We start from the raw sequence: 22275 nt of genomic DNA on the forward strand, positions 1-22275 counted from the left end.
GGGGCGGGGGCGCGCGTGCTGGCGCGGGGCGTCGTCGGCGCGTCGCCCCGGCTCTTCGTCTCGGCGCTGTTCGTGTCGGTGGTCGCCCTCGGCGCCGGTGCGATGGCCGTTCACGACGTGCCGCCGGAGCACTCGGCCGCCGTCCTGGCCTGTGCCGCCGTGCTGTTCGGCGGATTCGTGCCCGGCCTCGCCTTCAAGCTCGCCGGGCTCCGGCTGCCCGCGCTGCCCCGCAACGCCGAGGAGCTGCAGGAGGACATCGAGCCGTTCCCGGCCGAGGACGTCCTCGCCCGCGGCGACGTCGCCGACGGCTACCTGACCGGCTTCCTCGCGAGCATCGGCCTCGCCTGCACCGTCTGCCTCACCCTCCTGACGGGCGCCGACGGCTGGGGACCGGCCGCCACCGCCGCCGACCTGTCGGTCCTGCTCCTGCTGCACGCCCGCGAGATCGGGAGCCTCTGGCAGCGTCTGGGCGTCGTGCTGCCCGGCCTGTACGGGCTGGTGCTGCTGACCGGACGCCTCGGCTTCCAGAGCACCTGGCAGGGCCGGCTGGCGCTGCTCGCCGGGCTGCTGGTCGTCGCCGCGGTCCTGCTGGTCGTCGCGTGGACCGTCCCCGGCCGCCGTCTGCTGCCCTACTGGGGCCGCGCCGCCGACCTGCTGCACTCGCTCGCCGCGTTCGCACTGCTGCCGCTCGCGCTGCAGACGCTCGGCTTCTACCACATGCTCCGGGCCGTCGCCGGCTGACCGGCCCGCCCCACCGACCCTCCTAAGGAACTCCCATGCAGTCCAGACGCGACCAGGTGCAGGCCCACCTGTTCGTGATGAGCCGGGTCTCCTCCGGGATGTTCCGGGGCGAGCCGGACGCACCCGACACACCCGTCGCCAGGACCACCCGCGGCGCCGTCATCGGGCTCGCCGTCGGGCTGCTCGTCGGTGTCGGCGTCGGGGTGTACGGCCTCGTCAAACCCGGTGGCGCGACGAGCTGGCAGAAGCCGGGCACCCTCGTCGTGGTCAAGGAGAGCGGCGTCCGCTACCTGTACGCGGGCGGGCAGCTGCGCCCGGTGCTCAACCAGGCCAGTGCCCGGCTGCTCGCGGGCGACCAGTTCCGGCTGGAGCAGGTCAGCGCGGCCTCCCTGGACGGCGTCCCGCGCGGAGCCGTCGTCGGCATCGTCGGCGCCCCGGACGGTCTCCCGGCCGACCACGACCTCGGCCCGGCGGACTGGTCGGCCTGCGCCCTCCCGGCGGCCCAGGGCGGCAAGGGCGCGGCGCAGCTGGCGCTGTCGATCGGCCTGCGCCACGCCGGCCGGGCGCTCGGCGACGACCAGGCCGTGCTGGTGACCGGGCCCGACGGCGCGCCCCAACTGCTGTGGCGCGGCCACCGGTTGCGGATCGACGCCGCCGACGGCGGGCTGCGGGCGCTCGGCTACGCCACCGCGACCCCGTACCCGGTGCCGCCCGGCTTCCTCGACGCCCTGCCGGTCGGGCCCGACCTCAAGGCGCCCGACCTGCCCGGCCGGGGAGCGCCCGGCCCGGCGCTGGCGGGCCGCGCCACCCGGACCGGCCAGCTCTTCGCGGGCCCCGGCGGCGAGCACTACCTGCTCGCCGCGGACGGACTGGTGCCGCTCGGGGAGACGCTGTTCCGGCTCGTCCAGGGCGACCCGCGCACGCAGCAGGACGCCTACGGCGGCGCGCCCGTCACCCCCGGGCCGGTCGGCCCGGCCGACCTCGCGGCCCACCAGGCGCCCGCCGCCACCGCGGCCGCCTGGTCGGGCGCCGAACTGCCCGCCCGTCCGCCGCAGTTGGCTCAGACCGGGGAGGGGCAGGCGCCCTGCGCCGAGCTGCACCCCGCGGCCGGTGCGGGCGCCGTGACGATCGACCTCGCGGACGCCGCCGCCGTCGCCGGACAGCCCCCGGCCGCCCAGCCGGGGGTCGCCCCGGCCTGCGGCGGCGCCGACCGGATCGCCGTCCGCCCGGGCGGCGGCGCGCTCGCCAGGGCCGTGACCGCGGGCGGGGCCGGCGCGACCCTCTACCTGGTCACCGACGCGGGCGTGAAGTACCCGCTGCCCTCGCCCGCCGCGGCCAAGCAGCTCGGCTACGTCAAGGCCGTCCCGGCGGCCGTCCCGACCCGCCTGCTCGGCCTGCTGCCCACCGGGCCCGGCCTGGACCCGGCCGCCCTCGCCGCGGGCGGCGTTCCCGCAGCACAGGCCCCCGCGAACCCCTGCGGGAGCTGAACCGGAAGACCCTGCGCGCCCGTTCATCATGCCGGGCCGCGCACGACCGCCCCAACCCCGAGCCGCCGGCGACCGACCGGCGCCCCACCCGAGAAGGGACGACGCATGGCCGGCAACAACATGCTCAACGATCCGGCAGTAGTCCAGCAGGTGCTGACCACCGTCGAGGCGCAGGACCAGCACATGCAGGAGACCCAGCGCCAGATCACCGCGATCGTCGAGGAGGTCAACGCACACTTCCAGGCCGCCGCGAGCACCGTCTTCGTCGAGAAGATGCAGGACTGGCAGGCCAAGTACGACAAGGTGCGCGAGCAGTACAAGGCCTTCCACGAGCTGCTCACCAGCGGTTCCGGCCTGATCCAGGGCTCGGGCCAGGAGGCCGTCCACATCGTCTCCGGCCTCGGCGCCGGCGAGGACATCGTCAAGGGCCTGAGCTGACCCCGGCCGGCGGAGGACACCGCCGGCGCACCCACCGGCCGGACGACGGCCGCCACCACCGCTGACCGAAGGGAACGAACGATGGCAGACGACCGGATCGAACTCCACCACCAGCAGATCGACGAGGCTGCCGCGATGCTGCGCCAGCAGAGCCAGATGATGCACGAGATGATGGAGCAGACCCGCACCTTCCTCACCCAGGGCCTCGGCCACGAGCTGCACGGCGACTACGCCGACGGCGGCAAGGCCTACTCCGACGTCCTGTCGGCCGCGGACGCGGCCATGACGGACGACGTCGCGAAGGCCGCCGCGGCCCTGGACGAGGTCCACGGCCTGATCCGGGACTCGGACAAGCGCGCCGGCTCCAACTTCGGCTACTAGGACCGGGTGAGCCGCGGTGTCCGACGACAAGCCGGCCGACGACCCGAAGAAGAAGCCGGGCGGGGAGGACGACGGCAACACCTTCAAGGTCACCGACTCCTACCTGCTCGACTTCGCGCAGACCAAGCTGGCCACGATGCTGCAGGACCTGCGGACCCACCCCACGCGGGTGGCGCTCCAGCAGTTCGTCCTGGGGATCGGCGGCGGGCAGTTCTCCGGCGACTACGCGAGCCTCCTCGCCGGCGGCGGGACGGTGCTGCCGAGTGTCAAGCAGATCGAGTCGAACTTCACCAAGTACTGCCAGTCCCTGGAGAACCAGTTCAAGTCGCTGGAGGACCAGGTCCAGAAGATGATCGACGACCTGTCGAGGGCCGAGCGGGACCTGAAGAACGGCGCCGACGACGCCCTGTCCGCCGCTCAGATGATGTACCTGGTGCAGGACATCCTCGGTGGCGGCGGCCTCAAGGTCTGACCCGGCCCCTCCCGCACCGGACCCCTCCCGGACGGCGCCAGCGCCGTAACCCCCGACCCGCGGGGCGGACCGGAACCCCTCCCGCCGGCCCGCCCCGCGCCCCGACGACCCTGGAGCTGTGACCCCGCATGGCCGACAAGACCTGGGAAGACATGCTGACGGTCTTCGCGAGCTCCGCCCAGACCACCTTCACCCAGCGCAGTGCCGTCACCGGCGACGACAAGGTCCAGTGGATCGCCAGCCACAAGTGCGAGACCCTGGACTACTTCAAGCAGACCGGCGGCAACGAGGGCTACGACTGCTGGTGGTCGTACAACTACAGCGACGGCGCGGGCGGGCAGTACAGCTACGTCATCGGCTGCACCCTCAACTGGCCGTTGTTCCAAGGGGATTCGACCGACCTCGGGAAGTGGGTCCGCCAGGGCTACAACGTCCTGATGCCGCTCGCCCACTCGCCGGCCGAGAACGACACCATGAGCGTCTGGAGCTTCGACACCGCCGTCTCGACGCTCCAGGGCGCCGAGCAGCTCCTGCAGACGTGGGCACCGACGGTCAACGGCTGGGCGGGCGACATCGCGGCGCCGGGCGCCGACTGGCAGGGCAGCGCGGCCGGGGCGTTCAAGACCATGCTGACCATGTTCGGCGGGGAACTGCAGGACCTCGCCAAGGAACTGCACGACCAGCACGTGTACAGCTACCTCCAGACGGCCCGCGAGGCGATCGGCAAAGCGGTCCTCGGCATGTGGTACGGCCAGGACAACTACCGCAACAGCCGCGACGCCTGGCCGGTCAACCCGCTCTTCGACGCGCTGATGGAGGGGATGTCGACGGCGAACGTCACCGTCACGCCCGGCATCATGGCCACGACCTCTCCCGACGCCCCGGCGCAGTACACCGCGCCGACCTTCCAGGTCACGACGGCCTGGGGCGATCCGAGCGGCGACGACTTCTGGAAGAAGGCCGAGCAGCGGGCCAAGGAGGTCTGGCTCAAGAACGTCGCCGACTTCCTGGACAAGGCCGCCAAGGAGGCCGCCGCCACCCTCGACGGCGCGTACGTCCCCGCGATCAAGGCCCTGTCCGGGGGCGTCAAGGCACCGTCGATGCACACGCCCTACAACCCGCCGCCGACGGACGACCCCTCGAAGACGGACCCCCTCTCGGACATCAACAAGAACCTCAGCGACATGAACAACAACGTGAACAAGTCGCTGAGTGACATGAGCAAGGGGATGAACGACAACCTCAAGAGCCTCACCGGCGGTGGCCCGAACGGACTCGGTCCGAACGGACTCGGCCCGGACGGCCTGAAGGGCCCCGGCGGCAGCCCCAGCCTCACCACCGGGCCCGGCGGGATCGGCGGGCTCGGGGACCACGGCGGCGCGGGCGGCCTGCCCTCGCTCGGCGACGGCGGCTCCGGCGTTCCCGTGCTGGACAAGAACGGCAAGCAGATCTACGACGCCAACGGCAACCCGGTCACCGTGCCGCCGGGCAGCCACGTCGACCCGACGACCCACCAGGTGATCGGCCCGGACGGCCGGCCCGTCCTCGGCCCGGACGGCAAGCCGATCACCGTGCCCGACGGCGCGACCGTCGGCACCGGCCCGGGCGACCACATGAAGGTGCCGCCGGGCTCGACCGTCGACGGCCAGGGCCGGGTGATCGGCCCGGACGGCAAGCCCGTCCTCGACGGCAACGGCAACCCGGTCGTCGTCCAGCCCGGCTCCCGGATCGACTCCGACGGCACCCTGCTCGGCCCGGACGGCAAGCCGGTCTCCGAGGTCTCCCAGCTGATGGCCGACCAGCGCCACGCCTTCGACACAGGTTTCGGCGGCGGCGACGGGCTGCTCCCCGGCAGCGACTTCAGCCCGAGCGCCTACCACCCCCTCGGGCTGTCCTTCGGCGACTCGGGCGGCGGCACGAGCGGAGCCGGCGGAGCCTTCCCCGGCTCCGGCCTGCTGCCCGGCGGCCGCAGCGGCATGAGCGCCAAGTCGCTGGCCGGCGGCGGCGATCCGAACACGCTCCAGGCCCGGACGGCGGCGGAGGCCGCCGCCGAGGCGGAGAAGGCCGCGGCGGCCAAGGCGGCCGCCGAGGCCGAACGGGCCGCGCTGACCGGCAAGGGCATGTCCACCACCGGCGGCATGCCGCCGATGATGCCGCCCGGTGCGGGCGCCGGTGCCGGCGCGCCCAACCAGAAGGACAAGGACCGCCAGCGCACGACGTGGCTGGCGGAGGACGAAGAGGTGTGGGGCACCGAGAGCACCGCCGTCAGTGGCGTCATCGGCCGCTGACCTGCCCGTCCCGAACACGATCGTGAAAGGACCCACCATGCCCGCCACCGCCGACCCCTTCGGCCCCGACGGCCTGTTCGGCTCGATGAGCGCGGAGCTCGAAGAGGCCATGGAGGCCCTGCGCGTCCAGACGGCCAAGGCCGAAGCCGTCCAGGCCGACCTCGCCAAGTCCTCCGCGACGGTCACCTCCAAGGACCGGATGGTCACCGCCACGGTCGGCCCGCAGGGCCAGGTCCTCGCGCTGACCTTCCACACCACCGGCTACCAGGAGATGGCCCCCGCGCAGCTTGGCGGCCTGCTGACCGACCTGCTCAACGAGGCCCGCGCGAAGATGGGCGAGCAGGTGATCGAGGCGATCAAGGGCTTCGAGGGCGTCGGCGACATGCTGCGGATGTCGATGAGCGGCGGCAGCGACCTGGACCGGCTGCTGGAACCGCTGCGGGCGATGCGGCCCGGGTACGGCGAGGACGCGGAGGCGGAGCGCCGCCGGGCCGGGCGGCAGGAGGAGTTCCGTGAGTAGCCCCGACGACGTCTTCGCCAAGACCCAGGACCTGAAGCGCCGCTTCGCGGAGTTCGGGGACCTGAAGACGCTGATCGACAAGATCTCGGACGAGGTCAGGACCATCAACTCCGCCAACAAGAAGGTCGGCGGCGACGACGACATCGGCAAGCAGTACCACCAGCAGGTGGACCAGGCCACCAAGGACCTGGACGACCTGGTCCAGAAGATCGGCGAGGTCGTCGCGAAGGCCGGCGACAGCGGGATCAACCTGGTCGCGGAGCTCGACTACGCGGAGGACACCGCGAACGACATCATCAAGAGCCTGTAGGAGAACCACCCTTGTCGTACTCGTCGATCGACCCCGGCCCGAAGCTCGCCGGCTTCTTCGGCGTGGTCTCGGGCTCGCCCTGGCCCGCGGCCAACGAGGGCGACCTGCGGGAGATCCGCGACGCGTACGAGCAGTTGGCGAAGGACCTGCCCGATCTGCGCCGGCTGATCGCGACGGTGGCGGTCAAGGCCCGGCAGGAGTTCGAGGGCGAGGCCGCCCGGCAGTTCAGCGTGGCGATGAACCAGTTCATCGGCGTCGGGGGCGGCGACGACTACGTCTCGGCGGCGGCCGACACCGCCAAGGCGCTCGCGGACTGCGCGGGCGACGTCGCCAACCAGGTCGAGTACACCAAGTGGATGGCGATCGCCCAGCTCGCGGACCTGCTGTTCGAGATCGCGCTGGCGACGTTCTGGGCGCCCTTCACCTTCGGTGCGGACTTCGCCGGGCTGTCGCTCAAGTACTTCTTCACGCGCGAAGCGCTGCAACTGCTGCTGAAGTACCTGATCAAGACGATCCTGATGCACACCTTCTCGGGCGTCGTGAAGGGCATGCTGATGGACTCGATCATCCAGGGCATCCAGATGGCCGACGGCGACCGGCACACCTACGACGTGGACGCCTTCAAGCAGAGCCTGCTGAACGGCTTCGTCGGCGGCCTCATCTCCGGTCCGGTCAGCGTGTTCGGGATGGGCCTCGGCAAGCTGATCGGCAGCCTGGTCGGCAAGAGCGGGGGGTCGCTCCTGGCCAAGGAGCTCGAATCCGTCCTCAAGAACGGCGACAAGGAGGCACTCAAGCACCTCCTGGACACGGCGACCAAGCACGTGGGCAGCACGGCGCTCGCCGACCTGGAGAAGGCCGGAGCCAAGGCGATCGGCAAGGGCGTCGGGGAGGGCCTGGGCGAGGGCGGGGGCAAGGGGATCGGGAAGGGGCTCGGCAAGGGCGTCGGCGACGGTCTCGGCGAGGGGGCCGGCAGCGGTGTCGGCAAGGGCGCTGGCAAGGGCGTCGGCGAGGCCGCCTCGGGGACGGCCGGCAAGGTGCTGGGCGATGCGGAGGCGAAGGCCTTCGCGAAGTCGATCGGCAAGGAGATGTGGCACCTCGAACCCTTCCTCAAGGAGGGGTTCGGCAAGGCGGGCGCCGGCTCGATCGCCGAGAAGTTCGGCGAGAACGTCGCGGGCAGCTTCGAGACGCACCTCGGCGGCGTGCTGGGCAAGGACGCGGCCAGGAGCCTGGGCAAGGAGTACGCCGAGGCGTTCGTCGCCGGCTGGACCAAGCACGGCGCCGCGAACGACTCGCTGAGCACCGTGCTGCGCAGCCTCCTGGACCACGGCGGGTCGGACCTCGGCGAGCACGGCATCTCCGCGCTCGCCGACCACCTGCCGAACCTGGCCGCCCACCTCGGCGAGGGGAACAGGCTCTACCGGCTCGGCGCCATGCTCGGCGAGCAGTTGGTGGAGGGGGCGCAGGGCAACCTCTCCGAGGGCCTCTACAACCTGATCTTCGACGACAAGCACCAGTTCACGACCGGCTTCAACACCTTCGGCGCGGGCATGGCGATGGGCCTGGTCGGCAAGGGCGTGCACCACGCCCTCCACCTGACCGGGATCGGGCACAAGTGGGCCGCCTACGTCGAGCACCTGCAGGTCAAGGCGATCGACGACGGCAAGGGCGCCTACTACCCGGCCTACCACCCGCTGACCCTCTTCTCCCTGGCGAGCAACCTCGCCGGACACGCCGCGCCCTTCCCGGTGCCCCGGCGCGGGCCGACGGACGAGGTGGTCAACGCGGGCCACGTCCTCGCCTACTCCCGGGGGCTGGGCGGGGCACCGGACGTCGAGTACGCGGCACTGTTCGCCAAGGCCTTCGGGCACGCGGACTTCGAGACGCTGTTCGCCGACCCGGCGCCCAAGCCCGTGCCGACCACGTCGGGCGGCGGCGCCACCACCACGGCGAAGGGCAAGCAGGACACGGGCGGTACCGGCGGCGGGAAGGCCGACCGCCCGGCCCCCGTGCGGACCGAGAGCGGCACCAAGTCCTCGGAGCGCCCCAAGCCCGTCCGAACGGACAGCAGTTGGAGCGGCACGACCCTCGTCGACGAGCCGGTGGGCCCGGCCCGGCCGGGCAAGACGGTGGGCGGGTCCGACGAGACCAAGCACGCCGTCGCCGCCGGCACGCCCGAGGCGGCCCCCGAGCGCCCGAGGCCGCCGCGCACGACCGGCGGCGGCCCGGACCACGGGCCCGCCGACCCGCCGCAGCCGCCGTCGCGCCGGCGCGGCCGGGACGAGTACGAGGGCGGCCACGACGGCACCGACCTCCCGGTCCCGCCGGAGCCGCCGGCCAAGCGCCCGCGGCCGGCGGAGGCCCCCGTCCCGCGTGCGCTGGACTCCTTCCTGCACGAGTTCTCCGACGGCGGCCACACCACGCCCGGCCCGGCGGCCCGGCAGGCCCTGGAGCAGGCCGTGACCGGGCCGGACGGCCCGAAGAAGTTCGCCCACCCGCAGGAGTTCGTCGAGCTGATCAACCCCCGCGACGGCGACGGCAGCCTGCTCGGGGACGTCAACTGCGTGGCGGCCGCGATGGCCTTCCACTCCACCTTCCGCGGCGAACCGCAGGTCGCCCCCGGCCTGTCCGAGCCCCACCCCGGCGCGGCGGGCGACCTCCAGCACTGGACCGGGCAGGCCGCCGAGTACGTCGGCCTCGGCGAGGCCGGGCTCGACGAGGTGGCCCTGCGGGTGGCCGCGGGCGGGCCCGGCTCGGCGGCGATCGTCCTCGCCTGGACCGGGGACGGCCGGGGCCACGCCTGGAACCTCGTCAACGTCCCCGGCGACGGCCTGGTGTGGGTCGACGCCCAGCAGGGACTGCACTCCCCGGGTGACCACCCGCTGCCGAAGGACGTCACCCGGGTCTGGGCGATCGCGCACGACGCCGACGGCCGGCCGCTGCGCGGCGACGGCCCGTTCAACAGCGCCGCCGACCACGTGGACGAGCGCCTCGCCCACCCGACCCCCGCGGACGCCTTCACTGGCACGGACGGTCCCTCGCACGCCGGCACCGAACCCGCCCGCCCGGAACCGGCCTTCGCGCCGCCCCGCGAGCGCGTCCCGGTGGCCGGCGACGGCCTGTGCCTGCTCAACTCGGTTGCCGTCAGCGGCCCCGAGCTCCGGATGACGCCGGGCGCGATGAAGCGGGCGGTCTCCGACCACCTCGCCAAGCAGGGACCCGGGACGCTGCCGCCCGAGGTCGTCCGCGGCTACCGCAAGACCGCCACCAAGGACCTGGGCGAGGAACTGGCCGGGCGGAGCCGCCCCGAGCTCCTCAACGGCCTGCTGGACCTCGGCGTCGCGGACGTCGGCACCCACGAGGTCGTTCCGGCGTCGCTGCTGCGCGACCGCTACGTGACCGCGCTCGCGAAGGAACTCGCGGGCCCGGGTGGCGATTTGGCGGCGGCGACGGCGCACGCCGAACAGACCGTGAAGTGGAAGTTCAAGAACCCGGACGAGCAGAAGGCCGCCGAGACGTACCTGCGCGACCACGGCCAGGAGCCGGCCGCCGACCCGTACGACCTGCGCCGTCAGTACGTCGACGAGCGGGTGGCGCAGGGCGACGACCGCCACCGGGTCGAGGAGGAGGTCGGCTGGAACCTCGCCGACGGCGCCGTCGGCTCCCGGGAGCAGTTCGAGTACCTGCTCGGCCGCCCGGAGCAGATCGGCCTGCACGACCTCTCCGACGCCGGCCTCGCCGACCTCCAGGTCTGGCACCGGACCATCTCCGACGCGCCGCTGTCGCCCGAGGAGTTCGCGGGACTGAAGGACGCCGTCGAGAACTGGGAGGGCTCCTGGTGGCGCGGCTACGGCGAGGCCTTCCCGCCGCTGCTGGCCGACGCCCTCGGCCTGCGCCTGCGCATCCTCGGCCCGGACGGCCTCGGCGGCCACACCGAGTACCTGCGGTACGGGCCGCAGGACGGCCACCAGGTGACGGTGTACTACAACGGCACCAACCACTACGACGGCAGCCGCCCGCCCGTGCCGGCGCCGCCGGTGGACGGCCCCGCGTCCAAGCGGCCGGTCGAGCACGACGGCCCGGTGCTGCCGCCCGTCCCGCACAGCGTGCCCACCGTCAGCGGCGGCGGCGGCGACCGGCCGAAGCCCGAGTCCAAGCCGAAGCCCGTACCCGCTGAAACCCCTGCTCCCAAGGAAACCCCCACCCCCAAGCCCGCCGAGACCGCCCCGCACCGCCCGGACGTCCCCAGCATCGTCATCACCGAGGCGGACCACGACCCACTCCACAACCCCGGGCCGCCGACCTCCCCGCCGGCGTCGGTGCTCGCCATGTCCGTGTTCTCCACCGAGTCCGGCGGCAGCCACGACCACCCCTACGACGACCCCGCGTTCACGCCGGCGAAGCCGCTCGGCCCCGACGAGCTGCGCCTGCCCCCGGCCCGGATCACCAACCACCGCAGGCTCTCGGCCTCCGACCTCGTCGTCGGCCTGCACCACGGGGACACCGCCGTCCACGAGGAGATCGTCAAGCTCTTCGAGTCCGCCTTCAAGAACGACCTGCCTGCCGCCCACACGCTCGCGAAGGACTTCTTCGACCCGGCCGCGCTGCGCCCCCGCCTGACCGCCCTCTCCCGGGGCGACGTGTGGGAGGCGCCGTTCGACACCAACGGCTGGAAGGGCAAGATCTCCGTCCGGGTGGACGTGGACGGTCTGGTCCACCAGGAGACCGCGAAGGGCGTCGAGTTCGAGAACGGCTCGGACCGGCACGCCTCCGTCGGTCTCCAGGACGACACCCTGGACCGCTTCAACGCCTCCCTCCAGGGCAAGTTCAAGGCCGGCAGGGCCGACGTCACCGAGATCTTCGGCTACCAGCACGACTCGGTGAAGGGCGGCAGCTCGATCGAGGTCGGCCGGTCGATCGCCCGCGGCAAGACCGTGGAGCCGGGCGCCCTGTTCGCCGGGAAGCTCCACCTGGCCGTCGACTTCACCGAACTCACTCACCACGGCGAGCCGGTGCCCGCCGAGCCCGGCGAGCGCGTGCGGCGGCTGGACATCGGTGCCACCGTCGGCATCCCGGTCCGCGACACCCTGGACGCCCACGGCGCGCCCGTGCCGCAGGCCAAGGACAAGCTCTTCGCCCCGCCCCCGCGCGTGGTGGAGGGGCGGCGCCTGGGCGGCTCCGACATCGTGCTCGACGTCTCCACCCACCGGCACGGCCGGCCGGACTCCGACCACCCGATGCAGGAGGTCCTCGACGGCGTCGAGAAGACCGCCGAGGAGGTGCTCGGCGGGCTGTGGCCCGCGCTGCGCGAGAAGCTGACCGCCGAGCTCGACACGACCCGGCTCCAGCAGGACCTCAAGAGCATGATGTCCGGCGAGCCCACCCGCATCGAGGTGGTCGACAAGACCGGCCTCGTGACCGGCTCGGTGGAGATCACCGCCTCCGTCAAGGCCATGTGGCAGCAGGGGAACACGCCGCAGACCGAGTTCAACGTCGGCACCGGCGTCCAGCGCGTGCGCACCGAGCAGGAGGGCGCCGGCCACGGCCTGCAGCTCCCACTGCCCGGCGTGGTCTCCGGCAGCGCGGTCGACAAGTCGAGCGGCACGAGCGGCGGCGGCCTCCAGCTCATCAAGGACCGGGTGCGGATCTCCGGCAGCAGCCAGGAGGTCCTGCTCACCACCAAGACCAAGGGCCCTGGCGTGGTCTACGACGGCCGGGCCGAACTCATTCTGACGTTCGAGAGGGACTCGCCGCTCGGGAAGGCCGGCGGCACCGCGACGACCTCCGTCGACTTCCGCTCCCTGATCGAGGAGGCCGAGGCCCGCAAGGTCGAGGACACCGGCACCGGCGACCCCACCCTCTTCGTCGCCACCGAGGCCCCGCAGCCCCACCGGCCGAAGACCTTCGAGCCCGGCAGCACCGTCCCCAGCCCGCCCGACGACGTCTGGCGGCGCCCCGACGGCACCGGCGGCGGCTTCGGCGACACCGCCACCGTGCGCGACCTGCCCACCGTCGAGCCGCTGCACCGCGAGGTCGAGCAGCTCGGCCAGGAGGTGCTCGGCAGCGCCTGGAAGGACGTCAGGCACGACGTCCGGCAGCTCTTCAGCCACCCGATGGTCGCCTCCCACCTGACCGCGATGACCCGCGGCACCCGGCTGGAGCTCCCCGAGCAGACGGCCGCCGCGCTGCTCAGGCACGGCGTCAAGGTCTCCGCCGTCGCCCACGTCACCGAGCTGGACTACAAGCGGCCCAACGCCAAGGCCGAGCTCAACCCGGTCGACGAGAGCACCTCCTTCACGTCCGGCCGCAAGCTGATCTCGGACACCAAGTCCGGGCAGGGCTCGGCCGGTGGCACCGCAGCGCTGCCCGGCAAGACGTCCATGGACGTCGGCGGCGGGTACTCCCGCCAGGTCCGCGACCGCGACGGCTGGCGCGACGGCACCTCGCACAAGGTCTACGCGAACGGCAAGTACGCCCGCCCGCAGGAGGTCTACGACGCCGGGATCGGCGTCGAGGTCAAGCTGACCGTGGACGGCGAGGAGCACACGGTCACCGTCCCGATCCGGGCCGAGGTCAGCCTCGACGCCAAGGAGACCGGCCGGCACACCGTCGGCCCGGACGGGCACGCGCACTTCACCGGCCCCGGCGCCGGCACCCCGGTCGTCCACGAGGGCCCCGCCGAGCCGCACGACCCGCCGCGCCGGATCACCGACCGCGGCGCGCTGAGCGCCTCCGACGTCGTGCACAGCTTCGGCAACGGCGACACCGCCGTCCTGGACGGCATCGAGCGTGCCCTGAAGCGCGAGTTCGGCTCCGTGCCGGACGACGTCCTGACGAAGATCAAGGGCCGGTTCGACCCGATCGCCCTCAAGCCGCAGCTGTCCAAGCTGTCCCGCGGCGGGCAGCTCACCGAGCACGTCTCCATCCACGGCTGGGACACCACCGTCACCGTCAGGGCCGGGCTCGGCAAGGACTTCCGGCACACCGACACGGTCGAGAAGTTCGAGTTCGAGCTGGGCACCCAGACCCGGGTGACGACCGGCGTCAGCAAGGACCGGCGCGTCCGCGACGTCTTCTCGGCCCCGTTCCGCTTCAAGCTGCCCTACGTCGACCTCGGCCTCAACCTCGCCCGCCGCAACGACTTCGTGCACGGCTCCGCCGTGGACACCACGGGTGCCACCGTCAGCAAGGGCAAGACCGTCGAGCCGGCCGGACTGTTCAGCGGCACCGCCGAGTTCACCGTCCACATCGAGTCGAGGAAGCTCGGTCAGAAGGTCACCGCGCCGGACCTCACCGTGCCCGTGCGGACCACCGTCGCCGTCCCGCTGCGCGACGCCCCCCTGCACGGCGCCACCGAGCCCGCGCCGCCGAGGAAGCCGCTCGACCCGCCCGCCCGCATCGAGAAGACCCACCGCCTCGGCTCCTCCGACGTCGTCACCGACGTCCACCCGCTGCGCCCGAGCAGCGGCGAGGAGGGGGCGAAGCCGTGGTCGGTCGGCGAGTCCGCCGTGGCCGGCATCGACCGGCGCGGCGCCGGGGTGCTCGGCTCCGACTGGCCCGGGATGAAGGAGAAGATCCTCGCCGAACTCGACGTCACCAAGCTCCAGCCGCAGCTCAAGTCGATGATGGCCGGCCACGAGATCGTGGTGAAACACGGCCGCGGCACGGTGCGGATCACCGCCGCCGTCTCCCGGCTTGAGCACACCGGAGAGACGGCCCAGACGGAGTTCAACACCGGCACCCAGGTGCAGAAGACCGTCGCCAGCTCGGACGGCGTCACCAGCTACGGCGCCGGCACCGGCAACACCGTCACCGTCTCCGTCCAGGGAACGAGCAACCCGCTGCCGATCGGCCCGGCCGTCACGGCGGGCGGCTCGGTCACCCACTCCTGGGGGCACGACCAGCTCGACGTCCAGGCGCAGCGCAGCACCGCCGGCGCCGCGACCAAGACCAAGCTCGCCGGCAGCAGCTACACCGGCGAGGCGACGCTGTACTTCCGCATGGAGCGCCGCCCGTTGCTGTCCCTCGGCGACCCGAACCGGCTCGTGCCGCCCGGCGGGGACCACGTGCCCGGGACGGCCTTCGACCACCTCAAGTCGGCCGCGGGGCAGGCCTGGCGCGGGGTGAGGAAGCTCGGCACGACGATCCACGGCGTCGACACCGCGAAGGTCGGCTTCGAGGCGGCGGTCGAGGCGGGGGAGGGGCGCCCGTCCAAGGCTCCCAAGCCCACCGCGTTCGAGGCGCCCGAGCACCGCACCGCGCCCGCCCCTTCCCTGGCGCCCACCGAACCGCCGGTCGAGACCACGGTCAAGGCGCCGCCGGCCCGGGTCTGGAGCGAGGGCCTGCGCGACATCGACGTCATGCGCTGGCTCGGCGACGCCGGCGGCGTGCAGGACATCCTGCGGCTGCGCGGCCGCGAGTTCTTCGGCTCCCGCACCTGGGACCGGATGGAGGACCTCGCCCGCAACACCGCCGACCACGCCAAGCTCGCCAGCCACTTCGGATCGGCCACCCGCGGCGAGGAGATCGGCACGCCCTCGCCCGGGCGCCGGCCGCTGGTGTCGGACGGCGGCGTGAAGGTCAACCTGAAGGTCCTGCAGCTGGAGTACGACCGCACCGACGGCAAGGTCGAACTCAGCCCGTCCAACGCGACCTCCACCAGCTCGACGAGGACGAGGCTCGACTGGTCGCTCTGGGGCGGTCAGGTGCAGGGCGGTGTGAAGGCGGACCTCGGAGCGGCCGAGGGCACGTTCCAGGCGGTCGTCGGCGGCTCGCACCGCAGCCGGGAGGGTCTGGCGCTCGGAGACTCGGGGCAGGTCGTCTCGCACGCGAAGTTCAACACGCCGATGGCGCGCTACGACGGTTTCGCGGAGGTCGAGGTCGTGTTCTTCAAGGGCGACAAGGAGGTGGTCGAGAGGGGCGTCATCCCGATCACGGTGGACATCCCGGAGCGGGAGACCACCGACGCCAAGGTGATGAGCGACCACTACCTGGCGTTCAGCGAGCACAGCCCGAACGGCACCGCGCTGCCGAAGCACCCGGCGGCGCCCGCGCCGAAGCCGGAACCGGCGTCTGCGCCGAAGCCGGAACCCGCCCCGAAGCCGAAGCCCGAGCCCGAGCCCGAGCCCGTGCCGCGTCCCAAGGCGCCCTCCGTGGAGGAGGACATCTTCCGGTCGCTCGTGACCGACCCCCCGCCGATCGGGCTCGACCCGGGGCACACCCCGCTGCCGGAGGGCGCCCCGAAGCCGGGGACGGTGAAGTCCGGCCGCCCCACCCTCGTCGAGGACGGCCCGGTCCGCGAGCCGCAGAGCGCCGTCATCGAGACCGCTGCGACCCCCGAACTCCCCGAACTCCCCGAACTCCCCGAGCCGCCCGCGCAGGGCGCCCCGCACCCCGGCCCGAACCTGTCGGACGTGCTGCCCGAGTCCTCCTGGTGGCGCCTGTTCATCGACCCCAACGTCCACGCCGCCGCGCTCTCGCACTCCTCCGGCGACGCCGCCGACCACATGGACGCGACCAAGTACCCGGGCTTCCGCCGGGGCATGACGGAGCTGTACCGCGAGGTGCTGGACGGCTCGCCCGGCGGCCGCGACTGGTCGCGGATCGACGCCCGCGCCTACGACGAGCTGCACGACCTCGCGACCCGTCACCTCGTCGAGGGCCACGGCTCGAACGTCGCGACGGTATGGTCCGGTACCAAGGACGGCACGTTCACGACGATGCGCGGCACCGGCCGGACGTCCATGGCGTCCGACCTGGCCGACGCGCGGATCGGCGGCCACAAGCTCGTCGCCGACTTCACCGCCGGCCCGGTGGCGCGCGAGGAGAAGCAGCCGCTGGTGCTGTTCACCCGCGGCCAGGCCCGCGAGGGCATGATCTCGATCAACTACCCGCACGGCACCGCGCCCGACCACGTCCAGGCCGCGCTCGACCACTACTACGCCGAGGTGGCGGCGGCCGGCGACGACCGCGCCAAGCTGGTCGCGATCGCCCGGGTGACCAGGTCGCTGCAGATGATCCAGCCGTTCACCGACGCCAACAGCTGGGTGAACGTCAGCGTGCTGATGCAGAAGTTCCTGCTCGAACAGGGCTTCCGGCCCGCCGTCCTGACCAACTCCTTCGAGCTGTTCCTCGGCGGCTACACCGCGCACGAGATCGCCGACCACCTGGTCGAGGGCATGGCCAGGTTCGACCGGCTGGCCGCGGGATCCGCCGGCGACCTGTTCAACACGGCCGCCGGGCCGGGCGAGCACGTGGTCACCCAGGTCGCCGACGCCCTCGGCCTGCCCGGCGGCACGAGCCCCGGGGACGAGGCCGTCCGCCACCACCAGGTGCTCGACCTGGTCCGGCTCGGCCGCTCGCTGTACGGCGACGGCGTGCCGGCGCTGGACGAGTCGGGGGTGCGGTTGCTCCGGACGGTCCACGAGCTGTCCGACCTCGCGCACGCGAAGTTCCCGGGCCAGACGACCGCCACGGCCGTCGCGGGCTACGCGCACCACCTGCACGGCGCCGGCGCCGAGAACCTGACGACGAAGCACCTGACGACGGAGCACCTGCGGACGACCGCCGACGCGATCGGCGAGGTGCTCGCGGACGGGCAGCCGCTCACCGAGGACGCCATCCGCGCCAAGCTGCGCCCGGTCACGACCGACCTGCTCGACGACGACGCGCTGAAGGACTTCCGGGGAGCCGTGCACGAGGAGCCGGCGCCCGTGCCGGTCCCCGACTCGGCGGCAGGGAAGGTCGCTTGGGAGTCGGTGACGTACGAGGCCCCGGCCGACGGCAAGACCCCGACGCCGTTCGACGTCCACGAGCTAGCCGAGGGCGGCGGGCCGCTGACCGCCGACGGGCTGGCGGAGAAGCTGATGCCGAAGCTCTTCGACCTGGACATGGGCTCGTTCCGGCTCGTGCTGAAGGCGGACCACGGCTCGCTGGGCGACGACCCGCTGGCGGTCGTGCGCCAGACGGCGGACCGCCTCATGACCCCGATCGACCTGCTGCTCGCCGACCACGACGGCGCCGTCCACCTGGTGAGCTTCGACGACGCCGGCCGCCACAGCGCCCCGCAGCCACTGGAGACCCACCACCAGCCGCCCACCGGGCACCTGGCGTCCGAGCCCCGGCCCGAGGACCACCCCGACCCGCTCCCCGCGGACGTGGCGGACCACCGGCCCGAGCGCGTGCACGAGATCGTCGACGCGCTCGTCGACGCCCACGCGGGCTCCGACGTGCGCTGGTTGGCCGATCCCGACAGTCCGGCCGCGCAGCTGCGCGAGACCGGCGCCGCCGTCTCGCGCTTCCCGAAGGACCCGCGCTTCTTCTCCGTCGCCTTCCACTCGGAGCACGCCGACGGCGCCCCGACCTGGCACGGGCGGCGGGTCACTCCGGAGGAGCTCGCGGACGTGCTGGTGGAGCTGCGCCGGCGCGGGATCTGGCCGGAGGGCAAGCCGCTGCAGTTCCCCGCCTGCGAGTTCGGCACCGGCGGCGCCTCGTCCTACGCGCGCGAGGTGATGCGGGCGCTGCGCGGCAAGGTGGCAGGTCCGCTGGAGGCGTACGTCCCCGAGGGCAGGCTGTGGTTCGTGCCGAAGCCCACCGGGCCGTTCACCGTGGAGGCGGAGGGGCCCGGCCACCTGGTCGTGGCCAAGGCCGTCGGTTTCGGCCCCGACGGCCGGCCGGTCGTCGTGCCGGGCGGCACGTGGCTCAAGGTCTCGCTGCCGGAGGAGGTGCCCGGCGACCAGCAGCACCACGAGCCCCACGTCGAGGAGTTGGGCGCGCACCTGCCATCCGACCCGTCCGCGTCCGAGGGCTCGCTGCCGGAGGGCCTGCACTGGTCGTCCGGCCCGGACGCCGCGCACGAGATGCCGGGCGCGACACCCTTCGGTCCCAGACGGATGCTCTACGGCGCGCCGGAGTACGCCGAGGCGACCCGCGAGTTCGAGAAGAAGCTCGGCACGCACTGCTACGACCTGCCCGAGGCGAAGGCCGCGGCGGGTGCCGCGCTGGGCAGGTTGCGGGACGTGATCGGGAAGGCGTTCCCCGAGGCGTCGGCGGCGGAGCACCTCGCGCCGATGCTCAAGGACGACCCGACGTCCGCGGGGCAGGTCGGCACGGCCCTCACCGAGGACCAGTTCGACACGCTCGTCCGGAGCGGCAACCTGCGCGAGGTGATGACGGCCTTCTTCAACGGGGCCTACTTCAAGGACTCCGCGATGAGCCTCAAGTCGCTGCTCAACGACATCGTCGACCGCAAGGACTGGGAGCGCGCGCAGGAGCTCGGCCTGAACGTGGCGGAGCTCAAGAAGACCCGGGAGTACCTGGACAGCCCGCTGCGCAAGACGCTCCACGACACCCTCCAGCGGGCCAATCCCAAACTGGCCACCATGTTCGAGCGGGACGTCTTCGCGACGGGCACCGTGCTGGCCCAGTCGAAGACCTGGTTCTCCGACGGCGTCGACTTCGTGACCAGCATCAGGGCCCGCAGGCCGCGCCCCGGGAACGAGGTCCCCGCTCCGACGGCCCACGAGCTCGAAAACCTCGGGCTCCAGCTGAGCCGACGGGAGATGGAGTTCCTCAAGGTCAACCCGCTGGCCTGGGAGCTGGTCGGGATCCGGCCGGAGGAGGTGCCGGCCGAGTCCCTGCACGTGCTGAGCAGCGGCGAGTACGACCTGGAGCGCGTCCGCGCGGAGGACGGGGTGCTCGGCGTGTACGTCGAGCCCGACCCGGAGACCGGCGAGAGCCGGGTGATCAAGCTGGTCGAGTACGAGGGCGACCCGCTGCGGCCGGGGGAGATCGGGCCGGACACGCCGCTCAGCTGGCGCACCGGCGAGGCGGTCCACCAGCTGGACCACGACTCCTCCTGGTACGCGACGGTCAACGGGGAGCTGGGCATGCGGGCGGTCGCCGGCGTCTCGGCGACCGCGGCCAAGATGATGACGGCGTTCAAGCTGCTCGACATCGACGCGTCGCACGCCGACGACATGGTCAAGGCCCTGTTCGGCTGGATGCTGCCGGTCGGCGACCACTCGGTGTACGAGATCCTCAAGGGCGTCGAGGCCTCCGGCGCGACCGTGCCGCTGAACCCGAAGGCCCTGAAGTCCGCCGAGGGGATGTACCGCAACCTCCCGGGGATCGGGCTCAAGGAGGTGCGCCGCCTCCTCGGCGACAAGGAGAACATGCTGCCGCACGAGCAGGTCTACGCGGCGAAGGTGCGGGCGACGCTGCCCGGCGGGGGCTTCGGGGAACCCGGCGAGTTCCACGTGAACACGCTGAACGGCCGTCGGCGGATCTTCGAGCTGCTGGCCGGGCAGCAGGACACCTCGGGCTACGACACCGATGACGTCGAGCGCGTCAAGCGGTGGCTCGCGACCAACGGGAAGACTCCGCAGGAGGTGCTGGAGTCGCTCACCCCGGCCCATTTCTACGCCCTGGCGGCGTACACCGGTCCTGCGTTCCCACTGATCAACGTGATGATGAGGCCCGGCGGCTCGCTCGACCGGGTCCTGCTGATCCAGATCGAGCACGTGTTGCGGGGCACCGAGTTCCCCCAGGTCCTCGCGGGCCACCCGGCGATCAGCCACCTCGTCGGGCGGCGGTCCTTCGCCTCGAAGGCGGACGAGGCGGCGCACTACAGGCAGATGATGGCGCTCGTCAGGACGGACGTCCTGCCGGGCCTCAAGGCGGAGATGCGCGAGCACATCCGGATGCTGAGGGAGGCGCTGGACCTGCTGCCCGGGGCCGACGGCCGCGTCTACCGGGGCACCGCGTCCATCTCGTTCAAGAAGTTCACCGGATTCTCCCCGGTCTACCGCGGTTCGGAGATCGTCAACAAGGACTTCTCCAGCGCCAGCCGCAGGTACGCCACCGCGGAGAAGTTCATGAACGGCCGGAAGACCTTCCCGGGCCTCCAGAAGACGATGGTGACCATGAACCTCAAGGGGGACGGCGCGGGCAAGGACATCTCGGCCTTCTCGGTCCAGATCCAGGAGGACGAGGTCCTGGGCGTCCCGGGTGCCAAGCACACGATCATCCAGCGCCGGCTCGGCAGGAAGGGCGAGCTGCACATCGACGCGCTGGAGGCCTCGTCGTCCACGACGTTCGCCTCGCCGACCCGGCCGGGGACGCCGAGGTCGGCAGCCGTCCGCGCGACCGACGCCGAGTTGCGGGCGCACCTGGCGCAGCTCAGCGGTGAGCGCGGGCTGGACAACCACAAGGACCTGTGGGCCCTGGGCGTGACGATCGGTGTCCCGAACGCGGACAAGCCGGCCGCCGCGGCCAAGGCCTTCCTGTTCACGAGCGAGAAGGAGCAGAAGGAGATCGGCCTGCGGACGTGGCACGTCGCGCGGTTGGCCGCCGACATCCACGGCGGCGCGGGCATGCTCAAGGTCTCCGGGCTCACGACCATGCGCCGGGTCACCGACGTGGTGCGCGAAGGGCTCGGCCTGAAGGCCGGGACGGTCGTGGAGAAGGAACACCTGGACGGCTACGTACGGAAGGTGAAGGGCGCCGACCAGAACGCGAAGGTCGAGCCGGCCGAGCGCCTGCGGCTGATCAAACTCGTCGAAGCGCTCAAGGAGCCGGATTCGCACGCACGTGTCACGTCGGACGCGGTCGCCAAGGCCTGGAACACCCAGGCTCCCGGCACGCCCCGTACCCCGCGCTTCGGGAGCGGCTCGTACTTCTCCGGCACCCCGGGCACACCGGGGACGCCGCACACGCCCGGTACGCCCGGCACGCCGACGACACCGAGCGGGCACGAGCTGCGCCTGGACGAGGGGCCCGACGCGCCCGCCGACGAGGGGCGGACCGTCCTCACCCTCAGCGGGCCGTCCGGCCTCCACGCACGGATGCAGATGCAGGCCGCCATCGCCCTCTTCCCGAACGACACGCGCTTCCTCGCCGTGTCCATGCACACCGATGACGGTGTCCCGGTCTACCGGGGCGAGCCCGTCCTGCCCGGGGTCGTGGCGGACCTGCTGATCGCCCAGAAGACCGCGGGCGAGTGGGACGGCGCGAAACCGGTCCAGTTCGTGGCCTGCCGCCTCGGGTACGGGGTCTCCGCCAGCTACGCCGCTCAGGTGATGAAGGCCCTGTGGGAGAAGGACCCCACGATCACGGCACCGGGCTACGCCGGCGACGGCACGGTCTGGTTCGTGCCGAAGGTGGACCAGACCGGCACGGTCGACGAGTCGGCGCGCGGGTACCTGGTGGTGGCGGACAAGGTGGGCATGACGAGCGCCGGCCGGCCCGGGATCAGCACCGGGGCCAACTGGTACCGGTTCGAGAAGCCCGCCGACGGAACGTCCGTCCCGGTCGTGCACAGGCTCGGCCCCTACCTCCCGCCCGGCGGGGACTCGGCACCCCGCCCGGAGAACTACTTCCCGGTCGACGACACCAAGGATTTCGCCGAGAACGGTGACATCCGCGGTGCGGTACCGTTCCGCCAGACCCGCCCGGACGCCGGGCTGGCCGACCAGATCTTCCAGGAGCTGAGCACATGACGCAGGAGTTCGCCGTCGCGGCGGTCTTCGACACCGTCGACCCGCTGACCGGGCCGGAGTTCGCCGGTGACCACCCGGTGATCGGGGACGCCGCCGAGCGCGACGCGCTGGTCGGCTACCTGGACGCGGCGGCCCCGGTGCTGA

At 72.7% G+C, this 22275-nt stretch carries 9 protein-coding genes; all 9 read left to right on the forward strand.

Translation table 11 applies throughout. From position 1 onward, the window contains the following. A partial coding sequence (gene eccD, locus ACFXDE_RS09320; protein WP_380492453.1) for a type VII secretion integral membrane protein EccD occupies positions 1-741 on the forward strand: 741 nt, incomplete at its 5' end. A 35-nt stretch (positions 742-776) separates the two neighbouring features. Beyond that, positions 777-2228, forward strand: a complete 1452-nt coding sequence (eccB, locus tag ACFXDE_RS09325) for a type VII secretion protein EccB (RefSeq protein ID WP_380492455.1) — start codon at positions 777-779, stop codon at positions 2226-2228. Positions 2229-2333: 105 nt separating this feature from the next. Further along, a complete protein-coding gene (locus ACFXDE_RS09330; RefSeq protein WP_380446691.1) occupies positions 2334-2666 on the forward strand; it encodes a WXG100 family type VII secretion target in 333 nt (110 codons plus the stop codon). 81 nt (positions 2667-2747) lie between these two features. Continuing rightward, positions 2748-3047: a hypothetical protein gene (locus ACFXDE_RS09335; protein ID WP_380492457.1), complete on the forward strand. Its 300-nt coding sequence runs from the start codon at positions 2748-2750 to the stop codon at positions 3045-3047. A 16-nt stretch (positions 3048-3063) separates the two neighbouring features. Continuing rightward, complete coding sequence (locus ACFXDE_RS09340) at positions 3064-3519, forward strand: hypothetical protein (RefSeq protein ID WP_380492459.1); 456 nt, start codon at positions 3064-3066, stop codon at positions 3517-3519. Positions 3520-3647: 128 nt separating this feature from the next. Continuing rightward, positions 3648-5807: a hypothetical protein gene (locus ACFXDE_RS09345; protein ID WP_380492461.1), complete on the forward strand. Its 2160-nt coding sequence runs from the start codon at positions 3648-3650 to the stop codon at positions 5805-5807. 37 nt (positions 5808-5844) lie between these two features. Continuing rightward, positions 5845-6327: a YbaB/EbfC family nucleoid-associated protein gene (locus ACFXDE_RS09350; protein WP_380446680.1), complete on the forward strand. Its 483-nt coding sequence runs from the start codon at positions 5845-5847 to the stop codon at positions 6325-6327. Next, on the forward strand, positions 6320-6637 hold the full coding sequence (locus ACFXDE_RS09355) for a hypothetical protein (RefSeq protein ID WP_380492463.1): 318 nt from the start codon (positions 6320-6322) through the stop codon (positions 6635-6637). Before ACFXDE_RS09350 ends, ACFXDE_RS09355 begins: the two co-directional genes overlap by 8 nt. An 11-nt stretch (positions 6638-6648) precedes the next feature. Next, positions 6649-22131, forward strand: coding sequence for a toxin glutamine deamidase domain-containing protein (locus ACFXDE_RS09360; RefSeq protein ID WP_380492465.1), 15483 nt, complete (start codon positions 6649-6651; stop codon positions 22129-22131). The last annotated feature ends 144 nt before the right edge of the window (positions 22132-22275 follow it).

The organism is Kitasatospora sp. NPDC059408, assembly GCF_042751525.1.
Taxonomy (GTDB): Bacteria; Actinomycetota; Actinomycetes; order Streptomycetales; family Streptomycetaceae; genus Kitasatospora.

Coding starts and splice junctions, on each gene's coding strand:
- ACFXDE_RS09345 (WP_380492461.1), top strand. CDS start 3,648: ATGGCCGACAAGACCTGGGAAGACATGCTGACGGTCTTCGCGAGCTCC.
- ACFXDE_RS09350 (WP_380446680.1), top strand. CDS start 5,845: ATGCCCGCCACCGCCGACCCCTTCGGCCCCGACGGCCTGTTCGGCTCG.
- ACFXDE_RS09335 (WP_380492457.1), top strand. CDS start 2,748: ATGGCAGACGACCGGATCGAACTCCACCACCAGCAGATCGACGAGGCT.
- ACFXDE_RS09330 (WP_380446691.1), top strand. CDS start 2,334: ATGGCCGGCAACAACATGCTCAACGATCCGGCAGTAGTCCAGCAGGTG.
- eccB (WP_380492455.1), top strand. CDS start 777: ATGCAGTCCAGACGCGACCAGGTGCAGGCCCACCTGTTCGTGATGAGC.